This window comes from Enterobacter sp. R4-368 (genome assembly GCF_000410515.1).
GTDB lineage: Bacteria > Pseudomonadota > Gammaproteobacteria > Enterobacterales > Enterobacteriaceae > Kosakonia.
The window spans coordinates 4,465,867-4,483,014 of record NC_021500.1 but is presented as its reverse complement, the minus strand read 5'-3'; the positions used below and the strand labels follow the sequence as shown (position 1 = coordinate 4,483,014).

Here is a 17,148-nt window from a genome sequence, read left to right as displayed (position 1 = left end):
CTGTTGTTTTTTGTGCGCTGATTTAATGAATAAAATCAATTTTCGCCCAATAAAGCGTCATGCTGTTCGCAACCTAACCAAACAGTCACATTCCGGCAATTTTCGATGAAAAAGGTATTGACGCTGTAAGGCCCAATACGCATAATGCGCCCCGCAACGCCGATAAGGTAACGCGAAAAAAGATGGCTACGTAGCTCAGCTGGTTAGAGCACAGCACTCATAATGCTGGGGTCACAGGTTCGATTCCCGTCGTAGCCACCATCTTTTTTGCGGGAGTGGCGAAATTGGTAGACGCACCAGATTTAGGTTCTGGCGCCGCAAGGTGTGCGAGTTCAAGTCTCGCCTCCCGCACCATTCCCAGGTAAGCGTTGCACGGATGGGGTATCGCCAAGCGGTAAGGCACCGGTTTTTGATACCGGCATTCCCTGGTTCGAATCCAGGTACCCCAGCCATCTCTTCTTCGACTCCTGCGAAACGCACTAGTCGTTGGGGTATCGCCAAGCGGTAAGGCACCGGTTTTTGATACCGGCATTCCCTGGTTCGAATCCAGGTACCCCAGCCAGTCGATGACTGGAAAAGCAGTAAAACTTGGCTACGTAGCTCAGCTGGTTAGAGCACAGCACTCATAATGCTGGGGTCACAGGTTCGATTCCCGTCGTAGCCACCATATTTAAGGTCTAATGTTAAGACGTTAAACCTGAAAAAAGATTTGTTGGGGTATCGCCAAGCGGTAAGGCAGTGGATTCTGATTCCACCATCCCGAGGTTCGAATCCTCGTACCCCAGCCATCTCAAAGACGTTTGCTTTCGCGAACGCACTTTTGGGGTATCGCCAAGCGGTAAGGCAGTGGATTCTGATTCCACCATTCCGAGGTTCGAATCCTCGTACCCCAGCCACACAGTGCAAAAAAGCTCGCTTCGGCGGGCTTTTTTGTTTTCTGCACATCCCCGGATGTTGGTAGTTAATCACTGCATAAACCGTATGGTAATTTACCCGCCTCTCTCCTCTGAGCCAGCATGATGAACTATCAAAACACTGCCCTGTTAATTTATGCCCCGCTGTATTTACTTTTTGTGGTGACCGGTTTCGGTCTTGCTTTTATGGGCCTCTCCGCGCCGATCTTTTATGGCCTCTGTATTGGGTTGATCTTCCCGGTTGTCATATCCATGCGTCTGCATACGCTGAGCGAAAGCGGCCAGGCCCTGCTGCTGAAAGAGACAACTCACTGGACGGTGTATGTGCAGGGCATTCCGGTGCAGGAAACACGCTCATCGCTGAAAAATCCCTGCTTTTCTACGCCACAGCGCCTTCAGCAATTCTGTATGCGGACACTGCTCGCCAGGCTCGTGCTGCAAGTTGCGTCTGTCGCGCTACTGGTGCAACAGGCCAGCGCAAACCCGCTCTCCCCTGGGTATGGGGCGGCAGCCTTCGTGGCGCTGATTATTCTGCTGGTGCCGCTTTACCGCACAGTGCTGTTGCTGCGCAAAATGCACAATGGTGAATGGGCGCTGCAACAGCTTGAAGGGATTGATGGGTATCAGGCCTTTTTTATCGACAAAAAAGGCGCGCACACGGCACTGGATAAGTTATTGGCCATTATGTGAGTACTGCGGGCGCTGCGCCCGCAGACCTTTTATAATCCTAATGCGTACTTCAGCGCCTGCCGTTTCAGCACACCGGCGCGATCCGCCGCCATCAGACCGATATTGCGCAGCAGCCGCACCGGACCGAGGGAGTTACTGAATCCGGCGTAAAACAGATCCATCCCGCTTTGCATAATAAAGTTATCCGCCATACGTCGCGTCTGATAACGCTTCAACACCGCGTGGCTGGCCCAGGCTTCCGCCTGCACACGCGCGCTGGTCAGCACATCCAGCAGCGCATCCACATCGCGATACCCCAGATTAACGCCCTGCCCGGCCAACGGATGAATGGTATGCGCTGCGTCGCCCACCAGCGCCAGCCCCGGCCTGACATACTGCAGAGCATGGCGGCGAGTCAGCGGAAAAGAGGCCGCAGCAACCGGTTTAACGGCACCTAAGCGCGCCGGGAAATGTCGGGCAATCTCCTGCTCCAGTTGCGCCATCGTTAATGTCTGCAACTGACGAATACGCGCCGGGCTGTCATACCACACCAGCGATGCCCAGTTATCAAACAGCGGTAAAAAGGCATGCGGACCAGCAGGCGTGAAATGTTGCCAGGTGCTGTCACCCGCTTCGTGTTCGCACTGAACGGTGATCAACATGCAGGATTGCTGATACTGCCAGGCGTGAATGCCAATTCCCGCCGCTTGTCGTACCCAGGAATTCGCGCCATCGGCCCCTACCACCAGTTTCGCGGTTAACGTATCACCATCCGCAAACGTTAATTGCTGATGCGCATCGTGCGCATGCAGCGCGGTTAATTCTTTCGCCGTAAGTAGCGTTACCTGCGGGTGCGCCTGTAACGCCTCCCACAGCGCACGCTGGAGCACCGTGTTTTCAACCATGTAACCGAGCAGCGGCAACTTCAGCTCGCGAGCGTCGAACAGCACATGCGCATTTTCCCACTCCCAGGTTTCCAGTTGCCGATAAGGGTGACAGCGCATGGCCTGAATGTTCTCCCAGACGCCCAGCCCGCGGAGTAACGCCACCGATGCGGCACTGATTGCCGAAATACGTACGTCCGGCGGTAACGTTGCATCAAACGCCGCGGGTTCCTGTTTTTCAATCACGGTCACGGCAAAACCATGTTGCGCCAGCCCCAGCGCCAGCGCTCCGCCGACCATTCCGCCGCCAACGATGGCAACTTCAGTGGATTGATTTGTCATGGCTACTTGTCCTTCAACGAGAATCCGTTAAGTTTACCGGATTTTTTACCCCTTGAGGCTGACAACCGTCATACTGGTCAGCACGCGACCAAAGCATTACAATACGCGGCCTGCAATCCTGGCTGATACCCGTCATACTCAGGGTATACGAACTTAAGCAAGAGCAAGTCGATGACAAAAAAACTCCACATAAAAACCTGGGGCTGTCAGATGAACGAATACGATTCATCGAAGATGGCCGATCTGCTGGATGCCACGCACGGCTATCAACTGACCGAGGTGGCGGAAGAAGCGGATGTGCTGCTGCTTAATACCTGCTCAATCCGTGAAAAGGCTCAGGAAAAAGTCTTCCATCAGTTGGGCCGCTGGAAGCTGCTGAAAGAGAAAAACCCCGATCTGATTATCGGTGTTGGCGGCTGCGTGGCGTCTCAGGAAGGCGATCATATTCGCCAGCGCGCGCACTATGTCGACATTATTTTTGGGCCACAAACCCTGCACCGCTTGCCGGAAATGATCAACTCCGTGCGCGGCACCCGTAGCCCGGTAGTCGATATCAGCTTCCCGGAAATTGAAAAATTCGACCGTTTGCCGGAACCGCGCGCCGAAGGTCCGACCGCGTTTGTATCGATCATGGAAGGCTGTAACAAATACTGCACTTACTGCGTGGTGCCTTATACCCGTGGTGAAGAAGTCAGCCGCCCTGCCGATGACATCCTGTTTGAGATCGCGCAACTGGCGGCGCAGGGCGTGCGTGAAGTGAACCTGCTCGGCCAGAACGTGAACGCCTGGCGCGGTGAGAACTTTGACGGCAGTATCGGCACCTTTGCCGAACTGCTGCGTCTGGTGGCGGCGATTGATGGTATCGATCGCATCCGTTTCACCACCAGCCACCCTATTGAGTTCACCGATGACATCATTGACGTCTATCGCGACACGCCGGAGCTGGTGAGCTTCCTGCATCTGCCGGTGCAAAGTGGTTCTGACCGCATACTGAATCTGATGAGCCGCACGCATACCGCGCTGGAATACAAAGCGATCATCCGTAAGCTACGCGAGGCGCGCCCGGACATTCAGATTAGCTCCGACTTTATCGTCGGCTTCCCGGGTGAGACCACCGAAGATTTCGAAAAAACCATGAAGCTGATTGCCGATGTTAACTTCGACATGAGCTACAGCTTTATCTTCTCCGCACGCCCGGGCACGCCCGCTGCCGATATGGTAGATGATGTGCCGGAAGAGGAGAAAAAACAGCGCCTGTACATTCTGCAAGAGCGTATTAACCAGCAAGCGATGGCCTGGAGCCGCCGTATGCTTGGCACGACGCAGCGCATCCTGGTGGAAGGGACTTCGCGTAAGAACATCATGGAGCTGTCCGGCCGCACCGAAAATAACCGCGTGGTGAACTTCGAAGGCAAGCCAGAGATGATCGGTAAATTTGTCGATGTGGAAATCGTCGATGTCTACCCGAACTCCCTGCGCGGCGTGCTGGTGCGTACCGAAGAAGAAATGGGTCTGCGTGTGGTGGAATCGCCACAATCTGTTATTGCCCGTACGCGTAAAGAGAACGACCTCGGCGTCGGTCTGTACCAACCGTAATACCACCGGCCTGCCATTTCTGGCAGGCCTTGCTTTTCCCCTCGCCGACCCCAACATCTTGCGCAATGCTTGCGACTTCTTTATATGCCGTGAATAATTCCCTAATGGGCATAGCCCTCGACACATCGAAAAGAGGAACAGTTTGAATATAGATACGCGTGAAATTACCCTTGAGCCAGCGGACAATGCACGTCTGCTAAGTCTGTGCGGCCCGTTTGACGACAACATCAAACAACTGGAGCGGCGACTGGGCATCGAAATCAACCGCCGCGATAATCACTTCAAACTCACCGGACGCGAAATTTGCGTTAATGCCGCCGCCGATATTCTGCGCACCCTGTATGTCGATACCGCGCCGATGCGCGGCCAGATCCAGGATATCGAACCGGAACAGATCCATCTGGCTATCAAAGAAGCGCGCGTGCTGGAGCAGAGCGCCGAGAGCGTGCCGGAGTACGGCAAAGCGATTCATATCAAGACCAAGCGTGGTGTGATTAAACCGCGCACGCCGAACCAGGCGCAGTACGTCGCCAATATGCTCGATCACGACATCACCTTCGGCGTTGGCCCGGCGGGAACCGGTAAAACTTACCTCGCGGTCGCCGCAGCAGTGGATGCACTGGAACGTCAGGAAGTACGCCGCATTCTGCTGACGCGCCCGGCGGTAGAAGCAGGTGAAAAACTCGGCTTCCTGCCCGGCGATCTCAGCCAAAAAGTCGATCCTTATCTGCGCCCGCTGTATGACGCGCTGTTTGAAATGATTGGCTTTGAACGCGTCGAAAAGCTGATTGAGCGCAACGTCATTGAAGTCGCGCCGTTAGCCTATATGCGCGGTCGTACGCTAAACGACGCGTTTATCATTCTTGATGAGAGCCAGAACACCACCATCGAACAGATGAAGATGTTCCTGACGCGTATTGGCTTTAACTCCAAAGCGGTGATTACCGGCGATGTCACGCAGATTGACCTGCCGCGCAACACCAAGTCCGGTCTGCGTCACGCCATTGAAGTGCTGGCGAACGTCGACGAAATCAGCTTTAACTTCTTCCACAGTGAAGATGTGGTGCGCCATCCGGTGGTTGCCCGCATCGTTATCGCCTATGAAGTCTGGGAAGAGGCCGAACAGAAACGTAAAGCAGAACTGGCCGCCGAGCGCAAACGCGAAGCCCAGGAGCAGGAGCAGAAATGAGTCAGGTGATCCTTGATCTACAGCTGGCATGTGAGGATAACAGCGGCCTGCCGGAAGAAGCGCAGTTCCAGAAGTGGCTTGACGCCGTTATCCCACAGTTTCAGGAAGAAGCGGAAGTCACCATTCGCGTGGTCGACAATGCGGAAAGCCATGAACTGAACCTGACCTACCGCGGGAAAGATAAGCCGACTAACGTGCTCTCTTTCCCGTTTGAAGCGCCGCTGGGCATCGAAATGCCGCTGCTTGGCGATTTGATCATTTGCCGCCAGGTTGTGGAACAGGAAGCCCAGGAGCAAGGCAAACCGCTGGACGCACACTGGGCGCATATGGTGGTGCACGGTAGTTTACACCTGCTCGGTTACGATCATATTGAGGATGATGAAGCCGAAGAGATGGAAGGGATCGAGACAGAGATAATGCTTGCTCTGGGCTATGAGGATCCGTACATTTCCGAGAAAGAGTAAGTTGGCGCGCAGATTGCTGCGCTCCACTCGCTAAAAATGCCGTCCGGCGCTGAGTTTACGCGCGACGAGCGACAGATTAACCAACACGAGAACCCACACGACGCCATGAGCGACGATAACTCACACAGTAGCGACAACACCACCAACAAAAAGGGATTCTTCTCCCTTTTACTCAGCCAGCTCTTTCACGGCGAACCGAAAAACCGTGATGAACTGCTGGAACTGATCCGAGACTCCGGGCAGAACGAGCTTATCGACAACGATACGCGCGACATGCTGGAAGGGGTAATGGATATTGCGGACCAGCGCGTTCGCGACATCATGATCCCCCGCTCCCAAATGATTACCCTGAAACGCAACCAGACGCTGGACGAATGTCTCGATGTCATTATCGAGTCTGCCCACTCGCGTTTCCCGGTGATCAGCGAAGATAAAGATCACATCGAAGGGATCCTGATGGCTAAGGATTTGCTGCCTTTTATGCGCAGCGACGCCGAAGCGTTCAGCATGGAAAAAGTGTTACGCCAGGCGGTAGTGGTGCCGGAAAGCAAGCGTGTTGATCGCATGCTGAAAGAGTTCCGTTCCCAGCGCTACCATATGGCTATCGTTATTGATGAGTTCGGCGGCGTTTCTGGTCTGGTGACGATTGAAGATATTCTCGAGCTTATTGTCGGCGAAATCGAAGACGAATATGACGAAGAAGAAGATATCGATTTCCGCCAGCTTAGCCGCCACACATGGACAGTACGCGCACTGGCGCCGATTGAAGATTTCAATGAAACCTTCGGCACCCACTTCAGTGATGATGAAGTAGACACCATTGGCGGTCTGGTGATGCAGGCGTTTGGTCACTTGCCTGCGCGCGGCGAATCGATTGACATTGATGGTTACCAATTCAAGGTCGCTATGGCTGATAGTCGACGTATTATTCAGGTCCATGTCAGAATGCCGGATGATTCTCCGCAACCGAAACTGGATGAGTAATGTAAATGGTATTTGCCGCATTGTTTGAGCGCCAGCGCATACGTCTGCTGCTGGCGTTGTTATTCGGAGCCAGCGGAACGCTGGCTTTTTCTCCTTATGACTTCTGGCCCGCCGCACTTATCTCTCTGATTGGTCTGCAGGGTTTAACCCTGAATCGCCGCCCGTTGCAGGCTGCCTGGATTGGTTATTTCTGGGGGCTTGGCCTGTTTGGCAGCGGTGTGCACTGGGTATATGTCAGCATCGCCCAGTTTGGCGGCATGCCTGGCCCGGTCAATATCTTCCTCGTGGTGCTGCTGGCGGCCTATCTGTCGCTCTACACCGGGCTATTCGCCGGTATTTTGTCGCGTCTGTGGCCGCATACTACCTGGTTGCGCCTGGCCGTTGCCGCGCCGGTTGTCTGGCAAATTACCGAGTTCCTGCGCGGCTGGGTGCTGACCGGTTTCCCGTGGCTCCAGTTTGGTTACAGCCAGATAGATGGGCCGCTGAAAGGTCTTGCGCCGGTGCTTGGCGTTGAAGCAATCAATTTCTTACTGATGGTGGTGAGCGGTCTGGTGGTACTGGCGATAGCGCAGCGTCGCTTGCGCCCGCTGGTTGTCGCCGTCGTGTTGTTTGCTCTGCCCTTCCCACTGCGTTATATCCAGTGGTATCAACTGCTGCCGGAGCGCACCACTCAGGTGTCGATGGTGCAGGGGAATATTCCACAATCAATGAAGTGGGACGAAAACCAGCTACTCAATACGCTGAAAATCTACAGCGAAGCCAGTGAGCAGGTGATGGGTAAATCGCAGCTGATTATCTGGCCGGAGTCTGCCATTCCGGATCTGGAAATTAACCAGCAACGCTTTTTAAGCGCCATGGATAATCTGCTGCGGGCAAACAACAGTACGCTTATCACCGGGATTGTCGATTCACGTCTCAATAAGCAAAACCGTTACGATACCTACAACACCATCATTACGCTGGGCAAAGACAACGCTTATAGCTACAGCTCAAGCGATCGCTACAACAAAAACCATCTGGTACCGTTTGGCGAGTTTGTACCGCTGGAGTCGATTCTGCGTCCGCTGGCCCCCTTCTTCGATTTGCCGATGTCCTCATTCAGCCGTGGCGCTTATGTGCAGCCTCCGCTGTCGGCGCATGGGCTAACGCTGACGGCGGCAATCTGCTACGAAATCATCCTTGGCGAGCAGGTACGTGATAATTTCCGTCCGGAAACCGATTTCTTGCTGACCATCTCAAACGATGCCTGGTTTGGCAAATCCATCGGCCCGTGGCAGCACTTCCAGATGGCACGGATGCGTGCGCTGGAACTGGCGCGCCCGCTGTTGCGGAGCACCAATAATGGCATCACGGCGGTCATTGGCCCGCAGGGTGAAATCCAGGCGATGATCCCGCAATTTACTCGTGAAGTATTAACCGCGAAGGTGACGCCAACCTCTGGTCTCACGCCGTATGCCCGCACGGGTAACTGGCCGCTGTGGATTATCACCGCCTTGCTGGGCTTTGGCGCCCTGGTGATGGGCTTGCGTCAACGCCGCCGTTAATCCCTCTCCTCGTTGTTCTGCCCGGTGGCGATCTGCTTGCCGGGCATCCTCTCTTCGCTACACAAAATTTACGATTAGGCCGTTTTGGCATGCGGTTTGCTTATATCTATCAGGCAGCTATGTAATCCGCTTATGTGCAACTTATGTCGCACCAGCAGGAAACAGTAGCAGCACCAATCTGGTGCAATGGAAGATTTTTGCCTCTAAACGGTGCGGCGCGCCTCGCAAAAATAAACAATACCGCAGCAAAATCTTTACATTAAGCCAGACTGAATGTAACAAACACACACGACACTGCACGATATTGTCGCAGAACAACAAAAACACAATACACACAATGGGTATCAATACGCGTCTCTGGCGCTGACGATAAAGGAGTCTGGATATGCAATTACGTAAACTGGCCGCCGCGATGCTGGTGATGGGACTGTCCGCCGGTCTGGTGCATGCTGAAGATGCAAAACCTGCCGACGCAGCGCCGGCTGATCAACAAGCTACACTGGCTAAAATTGCTAAAAACGGCGTTATCGTCGTCGGTCACCGCGAATCTTCCGTACCGTTCTCCTACTACGACAATGAACAAAAAGTCGTGGGGTACTCCCAGGACTACTCCAACGCTATCGTTGAAGCGGTGAAGAAAAAACTGAATAAGCCGGATCTGGCGGTAAAACTGATTCCAATCACTTCACAAAACCGTATCCCGCTGCTGCAAAACGGCACCTTCGATTTTGAGTGTGGTTCCACCACCAATAACGTTGAACGTCAGAAACAAGCGGCGTTCTCTGACACCATTTTCGTGGTTGGCACACGTCTGCTGACCAAAAAAGGCGGCCCGATTAAAGACTTCGCCGACCTGAAAGGCAAAGCGGTTGTTGTGACTTCCGGCACTACCTCAGAAATCCTGCTGAACAAGCTGAACGATGAGAAGAAAATGGATATGCGCATTATTAGCGCGAAAGACCATGGCGACTCGTTCCGTACGCTGGAAAGTGGTCGTGCGGTGGCCTTTATGATGGATGACGCCCTGCTGGCGGGTGAACGTGCGAAAGCGAAAAAACCGGATAACTGGGACATCGTTGGCACACCGCAATCGAAAGAAGCCTACGGCTGTATGCTGCGTAAAAACGATCCAGAGTTCAAAAAGCTGATGGATGACACCATCGCTCAGTTGCAGACATCCGGTGCGGCGGAAAAATCCTTCGATAAATGGTTTAAAAACCCAATTCCGCCAAAAAACATGAACCTCAATTTCGATCTCTCTGACGATATGAAAGCGCTGTTCAAAGAACCGAATGACAAAGCTCTGAACTAATTAAAACCATTAGGGGCGGGTTTACCTGCCCTCTCGATTGTCGAAGTAGCACGGACAGACTATATGCTGAGTGGTCGTTCCCCACTCAACACGAAAACTCGCTCTTCACACAATCTTCGAGGGTAGCGCTGCTACCCTTTTTTTTCCGGAGTAGATTTATGTCCATAGACTGGAACTGGGGGATCTTCCTGCAACAGGCCCCGTTCGGCAACACCACCTATCTTGGCTGGCTATGGAGTGGTTTTCAGGTCACTATCGCGCTTTCCGTGACGGCCTGGATTATCGCTTTTCTGGTCGGTTCCCTGTTTGGCATTCTGCGTACCGTCCCTAACCGTTTCTTGTCCGGCATTGGCACCCTTTATGTCGAACTGTTCCGCAACGTGCCGCTGATTGTGCAGTTTTTTACCTGGTACCTGGTGGTACCGGAACTACTGCCAGAAGATATCGGCATGTGGTTCAAATCAGAACTGGATCCGAATATCCAGTTCTTCCTCTCATCAATGATTTGTCTTGGGCTGTTTACCGCCGCTCGCGTTTGCGAGCAGGTACGCGCGGCGATTCAGTCGCTACCGCGCGGGCAAAAAAATGCCGGTCTGGCAATGGGGCTGACGCTGCCGCAAACCTACCGTTATGTGTTGCTGCCAAACGCTTATCGCGTGATTGTGCCGCCGATGACCTCGGAGATGATGAACCTGGTAAAAAACTCGGCCATCGCCTCCACTATCGGCCTGGTCGATATGGCCGCGCAGGCGGGGAAACTGCTGGATTACTCGGCACACGCATGGGAATCCTTCACTGCCATCACCGTCGCGTATGTGGTGATTAACGCCATCATCATGCTGGCGATGAACCTGGTTGAACGCAAAATTCGCCTGCCGGGCAATATGGGGGGCAAATAATCATGTATGAGTTTGACTGGAGTTCTGTGATCCCTTCCCTGCCCTATCTGTGGGCCGGGCTGGTGGTGACGCTGAAAATCACCGCTATCGCTATTGTGGTCGGCATAATCTGGGGAACGCTGCTGGCGGTGATGCGCCTGTCGACTTTCGCCCCGCTGCGCTGGTTCGCCAAGAGCTACGTGAACGTGTTCCGCTCCATTCCCCTGGTCATGGTGCTGCTGTGGTTCTATCTGATTGTGCCGGGCTTTCTGCAAAACGTGCTTGGCCTGTCACCGAAAACCGATATCCGCCTGATTTCCGCGATGGTGGCCTTCTCAATGTTTGAAGCGGCCTACTACTCAGAAATTATTCGCGCCGGCATCCAGAGTATCTCCCGCGGGCAGTCCAGTGCCGCACTGGCGCTGGGGATGACGCACTGGCAGTCGATGAAGCTCATCATTCTGCCGCAGGCGTTTCGCGCCATGGTGCCGCTGCTGCTTACGCAGGGGATCGTCCTGTTCCAGGATACCTCGCTGGTGTATGTCCTGAGTCTGGCGGATTTCTTCCGCACGGCCTCAACAATTGGCGAGCGTGATGGTACGCAGGTCGAAATGATCCTGTTTGCCGGTGCAGTTTATTTTGTTATCAGTCTTAGTGCTTCGCTGTTGGTCAGCTGGCTGAAGAAAAGGACCGTCTAATGATTTCCCTGAAAAATGTTTCTAAATGGTATGGTCACTTTCAGGTGTTGACCGATTGCTCCACCGAAGTGAAAAAAGGCGAAGTGGTGGTGGTTTGTGGGCCGTCCGGCTCCGGTAAATCCACGCTGATTAAAACCGTCAATGGTCTGGAACCGGTGCAAAAAGGCGAGATTCTCGTCAACGGCACCAAAGTGAATGACAAGAAAACCGATCTGGCAAAGCTGCGTTCTCACGTCGGGATGGTGTTTCAGCACTTTGAACTGTTTCCGCACCTGTCGATTATCGAAAACCTGACGCTGGCGCAGGTAAAAGTGCTCAAACGTGATAAAGCCGCCGCACGGGAAAAAGGGCTCAAGCTGCTGGAGCGCGTTGGTTTGTCAGCGCATGCGAATAAGTTTCCGGCGCAGCTCTCCGGCGGCCAGCAGCAACGTGTGGCGATTGCCCGTGCGCTCTGTATGGATCCGGTGGCGATGCTGTTTGATGAGCCGACTTCCGCACTCGATCCAGAGATGATCAACGAAGTGCTGGATGTCATGGTTGAACTGGCAAACGAAGGCATGACGATGATGGTGGTGACCCACGAAATGGGCTTTGCCCGCAAAGTAGCGAACCGGGTGATCTTTATGGATGAAGGGAAAATTGTCGAGGATTCAGAGAAAGACGCCTTCTTCGATAATCCGAAATCCGAACGTGCAAAAGACTTTCTCGCAAAAATCCTGCATTAATAACCTGCGCCTGCCCGCTCCGGGCAGGCGCTTTCTGGATTATGGTTCGAACGGGCGGCGCTGGAATTGGTCATGTCCGCATTTCGGGCATAACGGCAACACATCCGGCGTATATACCGCCAGATGAAAGTGGCACTTCTCGCAGACCAGATTCCCGAGTCCTACCACTTCGCCGCTGTGATACACACCGTGGTGATTGAGATCCTGGAATACTTCACGCCACTCAAGCTGCGTTTTATCGGTGATATCCGCCAGTTCCTGCCAAATACTCTCTTTAATCACCCGCATAAATACGCTGTCGGTGACTTCTTCCTGGCTTTCGCTGTAACTGAGGGCGAACTCCTCCAGATCGCGGCGAATGGCGCGCATCAGCTCGTCAACCTCGGTGCGCGTTAACTCACCGGTCTTCGCCACGCGCAGGCGCGCTTGTTCAACCAGGGCGTCAATATCACGCTCTCCATTGCGTAGACGCTCGGTCAACGCCGCCACCAGTTCACGGTAAAAATGAGCAACCTTGTTCATCGTTTCGCCTCCCGGTTCAGTAACTCTCTCTAATGGTAGACGTTATTTCTTCCTCGCTGTGCCGACTCGCCCGCACTGTCGACAAAAAATTCGCCGCCAACGGCTGCGGCAATTTCATTCCCGCCTCGCGGAAAGGCTGTTTTGAGAGTGGCGTTTGGGCTATGCTATGCCTTTCGAAAAATCACGTAACAACGCTACATTTGTAGCTGTAGCAAAAACAGGACTACTGGCTGCCATGCAAGAGCAATACCGCCCGGAAGATATAGAATCCAAAGTACAGCGCCACTGGGAAGAGAAGCGCACATTTGAAGTCACTGAAGACGAGAGCAAAGAGAAATACTATTGCTTGTCGATGCTCCCCTATCCTTCTGGCCGACTACACATGGGCCACGTCCGTAACTACACCATCGGCGATGTGATCTCCCGTTATCAGCGCATGCTGGGTAAAAACGTGCTGCAGCCGATTGGCTGGGATGCGTTTGGTCTGCCGGCTGAAGGCGCGGCGGTAAAAAATAACACCGCACCGGCACCGTGGACTTACGACAACATCGCGTACATGAAAAACCAGCTCAAAATGCTGGGTTTCGGCTATGACTGGAGCCGCGAGCTGGCGACCTGCACCCCGGAATATTACCGTTGGGAACAGAAGTTCTTCACCGAGCTGTACAAAAAAGGTCTCGTCTATAAGAAAACCTCCGCGGTGAACTGGTGCCCGAACGATCAGACCGTGCTGGCGAACGAACAAGTTATCGACGGCTGCTGCTGGCGCTGCGATACCAAAGTTGAACGCAAAGAGATCCCGCAGTGGTTTATTAAAATCACCGCTTATGCTGACGAGCTGCTGAATGACCTGGATAATCTGGATCATTGGCCGGATACGGTGAAAACCATGCAGCGCAACTGGATTGGCCGTTCTGAAGGCGTGGAGATCACGTTCGACGTGCAGAACAGCGACCAGAAACTGACGGTCTACACCACGCGCCCGGACACGTTTATCGGCGCAACTTATCTGGCCGTTGCGGCAGGCCATCCGCTGGCGCAGCAAGCCGCCGCGAGCAAACCGGAGCTGGCGTCCTTTATCGACGAATGCCGTAACACCAAAGTTGCGGAAGCCGATATGGCGACGATGGAGAAAAAAGGCGTTGATACCGGCCTGAAAGCCATTCACCCGCTGACCGGGGAAGCGATTCCGGTATGGGCGGCAAACTTTGTGCTGATGGAATACGGCACCGGTGCGGTGATGGCCGTTCCGGGTCACGATCAGCGCGACTACGAATTTGCCACGAAATACAATCTGCCGATCAAGGCGGTCATTCTCAACGCTGACGGCAGCGCGCCGGATCTGAGCGAACAAGCGATGACCGATAAAGGCGTGCTGTTTAACTCTGGCGAATTCGACGGTCTCGACTTTAACGCTGCTTTTAACGCCATTGCCGACAAACTGGCGGCCAAAGGCGTGGGCGAGCGCAAAGTGAATTTCCGTCTGCGCGACTGGGGCGTTTCCCGTCAGCGTTACTGGGGCGCGCCCATCCCGATGGTGACGCTGGAAGATGGCACCGTTATTCCAACGCCGGAAGATCAACTGCCGGTTATCCTGCCGGAAGATGTTGTCATGGACGGTATCACCAGCCCGATTAAAGCCGATCCTGAGTGGGCGAAAACCACCGTCAACGGCCAACCGGCGCTGCGCGAAACCGATACCTTCGACACCTTTATGGAGTCTTCCTGGTACTATGCGCGTTACACCTGCCCGCAGCACAACGAAGGCATGCTGGACCCGAAAGCGGCAAATTACTGGCTGCCGGTAGATATTTATATTGGCGGCATCGAACACGCCATCATGCACCTGCTCTACTTCCGCTTCTTCCACAAACTGATGCGCGACGCGGGCATGGTGAACTCCGATGAGCCTGCGAAACAGCTGCTGTGCCAGGGCATGGTACTGGCCGATGCGTTCTATTACGTGGGTGAAAACGGCGAGCGTAACTGGGTTTCGCCGAAAGATGCCATTGTTGAACGTGACGAAAAAGGGCGCATTGTCAAAGCGACCGATCCGGCAGGCCACGAGCTGGTTTATACCGGCATGAGCAAAATGTCCAAGTCGAAAAACAACGGTATCGACCCGCAGGAAATGGTTGAGCGTTACGGCGCGGACACCGTGCGTCTGTTCATGATGTTTGCATCGCCAGCCGATATGACACTGGAGTGGCAGGAATCCGGCGTAGAAGGCGCGAACCGCTTCCTGAAACGCGTCTGGAAACTGGTTTATGAACATACCGCTCGGGGTGCTGTTGCCGCACTGGATCTGGCTGCGCTGAGTGAAGACCAGCAAGCCCTGCGTCGCGACGTGCATAAAACTATCGCGAAAGTTTCCGATGATATTGGTCGTCGTCAGACTTTCAACACCGCTATCGCGGCGATTATGGAGCTGATGAACAAACTGGCGAAAGCGCCGCAGGAGAGCGAGCAGGATCGCGCCTTAATGCAGGAAGCCCTGCTGGCGGTGGTACGTATGCTTAACCCGTTCACCCCACACGCCAGCTTCACGCTGTGGCAGGAACTGGGCGGCGAAGGCGACATCGACAACGCACCGTGGCCGGTAGCTGATGAGAAAGCGATGGTTGAAAACACCACGCTGGTTGTCGTCCAGGTCAATGGTAAAGTGCGTGGTAAAATTACTGTTGCCGTTGACGCGACGGAAGAACAGGTGCGTGAACGCGCAGGCCAGGAACATCTGGTAGCAAAATATCTTGATGGCGTGACCGTGCGTAAAGTGATTTACGTACCGGGTAAACTGCTTAATCTGGTCGTTGGCTAAGCGCGGGAGGAAGCGTGCGATATCTGGCTACATTGTTCGTATCACTGGCGGTGCTAATCACTGCCGGATGTGGCTGGCATCTGCGTAATACCACGCAGGTGCCGAGCGAAATGAAAACGATGATCTTTGACTCCGGGGATCCGAATGGCCCACTGAGCCGCGCGATCCGCAGCCAGTTGCGTCTGAACGGTATTAGCTTGCTGGAGAAAGGATCAACGCGTCAGGACGTGCCTTCGCTACGTCTTCTCGCATCAAGTATCACCAGTGACACGGCTTCTGTTTTCCAGGATGGCCGAACTGCGGAATATCAAATGGTGCTGACCGTAAACGCCAGCGTACTGATCCCGGGTCATGATATTTACCCGATCAATACCAAAGTTTATCGTTCCTTCTTTGATAACCCGCAAACGGCACTGGCGAAAGCCGCAGAGCAGGAGATGATCGTTCAGGAGATGTACGACAAAGCAGCCGAACAACTGATTCGTAAACTGCCTAGCGTACATACGGCAGATGCGAAAAGCACGCAGGACGCCGCCACCTCGACGACTGGCTCCTCTTCCACGCAACCGGGTAGCTAATGCTCAGGTTGTATCCGGAACAACTCCGCGCGCAGCTTAATGAAGGGCTGCGCGCGGCGTATTTACTCCTCGGTAATGATCCGCTGCTGTTGCAAGAGAGCCAGGACGCCGTGCGTCAGGTCGCCGCTGAACAGGGCTTCATCGAACACCATACCTTTACACTGGATGCCAGCACGGATTGGGATGCGATTTTCTCCATCTGCCAGGCATTGAGTCTGTTCGCCAGTCGCCAGACGTTACTGTTACAGCTGCCCGAAAATGGCCCAAACGCGGCTATCAATGAACAGCTGGCAAAGCTGGTTAGCCTGCTGCATGACGACCTCATTTTGACGGTGCGCGGAAACAAGCTGACCAAAGCGCAGGAAAACGCGGCATGGATAACGCAGTTAAATAATCGTGCCGTGCAGGTAAGCTGCCAGACGCCGGAGCAGGCGAATCTGCCGCGCTGGGTTGCCGCCAGAGCAAAGCAAAACAAACTGGAACTGGACGACGCCGCCAATCAGTTACTTTGTTATTGCTACGAAGGAAACTTACTGGCACTGGCACAAGCGCTGGAACGCCTGGCGCTGCTGTGGCCGGATGGCAAACTCACCCTGCCCCGCGTGGAACATGCGGTAAACGACGCGGCGCACTTCACACCTTTCCACTGGGTTGATGCGCTACTTGCCGGGAAAAGCAAACGCGCGTTGCACATTCTCACCCAGTTGCGACTGGAAGCGTGTGAGCCTGTGATCCTGCTGCGTACCGTGCAACGCGAATTGCTGTTACTGGTGACATTAAAACGCCAGTCAGCACATACGCCATTGCGTGCGCTGTTTGACAAGCATCGGGTGTGGCAAAACCGCCGGGGTGTCACGGGCGATGCGCTTAATCGCCTGAGCCTCGATCAGTTACGCCAGGCAGTCCATTTGCTGAGCCGCATTGAGCTGATTGTGAAGCAGGATTTTGGGCAGTCGGTCTGGGCCGAGCTTGAAGGGCTTTCTCTGCTACTCTGTCATAAGGCACTGGCAGACGTTTTTATTGATGGTTGA

General features: G+C 54.2%; 15 protein-coding genes and 7 tRNA genes. 20 read left to right on the top strand and 2 right to left on the bottom strand.

From position 1 onward, the window contains the following. Positions 1-184 precede the first annotated feature (184 nt). The 8 genes from H650_RS20925 (at position 185) to H650_RS20890 (ending at position 1,604) form a co-directional block, all read left to right on the top strand. Positions 185-261, top strand: a tRNA-Met gene (locus tag H650_RS20925). A gap of 8 nt (positions 262-269) precedes the next feature. Beyond that, positions 270-354, top strand: a tRNA-Leu gene (locus H650_RS20920). A 23-nt stretch (positions 355-377) separates the two neighbouring features. Beyond that, a tRNA-Gln gene (locus H650_RS20915) sits at positions 378-452 on the top strand. Between the two features lie 35 nt (positions 453-487). Continuing rightward, a tRNA-Gln gene (locus H650_RS20910) sits at positions 488-562 on the top strand. A 28-nt stretch (positions 563-590) separates the two neighbouring features. Next, a tRNA-Met gene (locus H650_RS20905) sits at positions 591-667 on the top strand. A gap of 46 nt (positions 668-713) precedes the next feature. Further along, positions 714-788, top strand: a tRNA-Gln gene (locus H650_RS20900). A 33-nt stretch (positions 789-821) separates the two neighbouring features. Continuing rightward, a tRNA-Gln gene (locus tag H650_RS20895) sits at positions 822-896 on the top strand. A 120-nt stretch (positions 897-1,016) separates the two neighbouring features. Continuing rightward, entirely contained in the window at positions 1,017-1,604 is a 588-nt protein-coding gene (locus tag H650_RS20890; RefSeq protein WP_020457024.1) for a hypothetical protein, read from the top strand. Between the two features lie 29 nt (positions 1,605-1,633). Here H650_RS20890 and ubiF read toward each other — a convergent pair whose 3' ends face one another. Continuing rightward, complete coding sequence (gene ubiF, locus H650_RS20885) at positions 1,634-2,809, bottom strand: 3-demethoxyubiquinol 3-hydroxylase (RefSeq protein ID WP_020457023.1); 1,176 nt, start codon at positions 2,807-2,809, stop codon at positions 1,634-1,636. Between the two features lie 171 nt (positions 2,810-2,980). On the opposite strand from ubiF, the gene miaB reads away from it, so the two are divergent. The 9 genes from miaB to gltL all read left to right on the top strand — a co-directional run bounded on the left by miaB (position 2,981) and on the right by gltL (position 12,199). Continuing rightward, positions 2,981-4,405, top strand: coding sequence for a tRNA (N6-isopentenyl adenosine(37)-C2)-methylthiotransferase MiaB (gene miaB / locus H650_RS20880; RefSeq protein WP_020457022.1), 1,425 nt, complete (start codon positions 2,981-2,983; stop codon positions 4,403-4,405). Positions 4,406-4,547: 142 nt separating this feature from the next. After that, positions 4,548-5,594 carry a PhoH family protein gene (locus H650_RS20875; protein WP_020457021.1) on the top strand — a complete coding sequence of 349 codons (1,047 nt, stop codon included), beginning with the start codon at positions 4,548-4,550 and terminating at the stop codon, positions 5,592-5,594. Then, complete coding sequence (gene ybeY, locus H650_RS20870) at positions 5,591-6,058, top strand: rRNA maturation RNase YbeY (protein WP_020457020.1); 468 nt, start codon at positions 5,591-5,593, stop codon at positions 6,056-6,058. Before H650_RS20875 ends, ybeY begins: the two co-directional genes overlap by 4 nt. A 105-nt stretch (positions 6,059-6,163) precedes the next feature. Continuing rightward, positions 6,164-7,042, top strand: a complete 879-nt coding sequence (corC, locus tag H650_RS20865; protein ID WP_044489811.1) for a CNNM family magnesium/cobalt transport protein CorC — start codon at positions 6,164-6,166, stop codon at positions 7,040-7,042. 5 nt (positions 7,043-7,047) lie between these two features. Next, entirely contained in the window at positions 7,048-8,586 is a 1,539-nt protein-coding gene (gene lnt, locus H650_RS20860; RefSeq protein WP_020457018.1) for an apolipoprotein N-acyltransferase, read from the top strand. Positions 8,587-8,971: 385 nt separating this feature from the next. Beyond that, positions 8,972-9,898 (top strand): amino acid ABC transporter substrate-binding protein, encoded by a 927-nt coding sequence (locus H650_RS20855; RefSeq protein ID WP_017455899.1) that lies wholly within the window; start codon positions 8,972-8,974, stop codon positions 9,896-9,898. Positions 9,899-10,056: 158 nt separating this feature from the next. After that, complete coding sequence (locus H650_RS20850; RefSeq protein WP_020457017.1) at positions 10,057-10,797, top strand: amino acid ABC transporter permease; 741 nt, start codon at positions 10,057-10,059, stop codon at positions 10,795-10,797. 2 nt (positions 10,798-10,799) lie between these two features. After that, positions 10,800-11,474 (top strand): glutamate/aspartate ABC transporter permease GltK, encoded by a 675-nt coding sequence (gene gltK / locus H650_RS20845; protein WP_020457016.1) that lies wholly within the window; start codon positions 10,800-10,802, stop codon positions 11,472-11,474. Then, the gene (gene gltL, locus H650_RS20840; RefSeq protein ID WP_020457015.1) at positions 11,474-12,199 is read left to right on the top strand and encodes a glutamate/aspartate ABC transporter ATP-binding protein GltL; all 726 of its coding nucleotides are present in this window, start codon (positions 11,474-11,476) and stop codon (positions 12,197-12,199) included. Before gltK ends, gltL begins: the two co-directional genes overlap by 1 nt. Positions 12,200-12,238: 39 nt before the next feature. On the opposite strand, the gene H650_RS20835 is transcribed toward gltL, so the two are convergent. Next, entirely contained in the window at positions 12,239-12,721 is a 483-nt protein-coding gene (locus H650_RS20835; RefSeq protein WP_020457014.1) for a zinc ribbon-containing protein, read from the bottom strand. Between the two features lie 235 nt (positions 12,722-12,956). Between H650_RS20835 and leuS the strand changes: the two genes are divergently transcribed. From leuS to holA, 3 genes are read left to right on the top strand one after another with little or no spacing between them, the layout of a single operon-like run. Next, a complete protein-coding gene (leuS, locus tag H650_RS20830; protein WP_020457013.1) occupies positions 12,957-15,539 on the top strand; it encodes a leucine--tRNA ligase in 2,583 nt (860 codons plus the stop codon). 14 nt (positions 15,540-15,553) lie between these two features. Beyond that, a complete protein-coding gene (gene lptE / locus H650_RS20825) occupies positions 15,554-16,117 on the top strand; it encodes an LPS assembly lipoprotein LptE (protein WP_044489592.1) in 564 nt (187 codons plus the stop codon). Further along, positions 16,117-17,148, top strand: a complete 1,032-nt coding sequence (gene holA, locus H650_RS20820) for a DNA polymerase III subunit delta (protein WP_020457011.1) — start codon at positions 16,117-16,119, stop codon at positions 17,146-17,148. Before lptE ends, holA begins: the two co-directional genes overlap by 1 nt.

What these genes read in the sequence shown, in the direction of transcription:
- holA (WP_020457011.1), top strand. Translation starts at nt 16,117, where the DNA reads ATGCTCAGGTTGTATCCGGAACAACTCCGCGCGCAGCTTAATGAAGGG.
- gltK (WP_020457016.1), top strand. Translation starts at nt 10,800, where the DNA reads ATGTATGAGTTTGACTGGAGTTCTGTGATCCCTTCCCTGCCCTATCTG.
- ubiF (WP_020457023.1), bottom strand. Translation starts at nt 2,809, where the DNA reads ATGACAAATCAATCCACTGAAGTTGCCATCGTTGGCGGCGGAATGGTC.
- corC (WP_044489811.1), top strand. Translation starts at nt 6,164, where the DNA reads ATGAGCGACGATAACTCACACAGTAGCGACAACACCACCAACAAAAAG.
- leuS (WP_020457013.1), top strand. Translation starts at nt 12,957, where the DNA reads ATGCAAGAGCAATACCGCCCGGAAGATATAGAATCCAAAGTACAGCGC.
- miaB (WP_020457022.1), top strand. Translation starts at nt 2,981, where the DNA reads ATGACAAAAAAACTCCACATAAAAACCTGGGGCTGTCAGATGAACGAA.
- H650_RS20835 (WP_020457014.1), bottom strand. Translation starts at nt 12,721, where the DNA reads ATGAACAAGGTTGCTCATTTTTACCGTGAACTGGTGGCGGCGTTGACC.
- ybeY (WP_020457020.1), top strand. Translation starts at nt 5,591, where the DNA reads ATGAGTCAGGTGATCCTTGATCTACAGCTGGCATGTGAGGATAACAGC.
- H650_RS20850 (WP_020457017.1), top strand. Translation starts at nt 10,057, where the DNA reads ATGTCCATAGACTGGAACTGGGGGATCTTCCTGCAACAGGCCCCGTTC.
- H650_RS20890 (WP_020457024.1), top strand. Translation starts at nt 1,017, where the DNA reads ATGATGAACTATCAAAACACTGCCCTGTTAATTTATGCCCCGCTGTAT.
- lnt (WP_020457018.1), top strand. Translation starts at nt 7,048, where the DNA reads ATGGTATTTGCCGCATTGTTTGAGCGCCAGCGCATACGTCTGCTGCTG.
- gltL (WP_020457015.1), top strand. Translation starts at nt 11,474, where the DNA reads ATGATTTCCCTGAAAAATGTTTCTAAATGGTATGGTCACTTTCAGGTG.
- H650_RS20855 (WP_017455899.1), top strand. Translation starts at nt 8,972, where the DNA reads ATGCAATTACGTAAACTGGCCGCCGCGATGCTGGTGATGGGACTGTCC.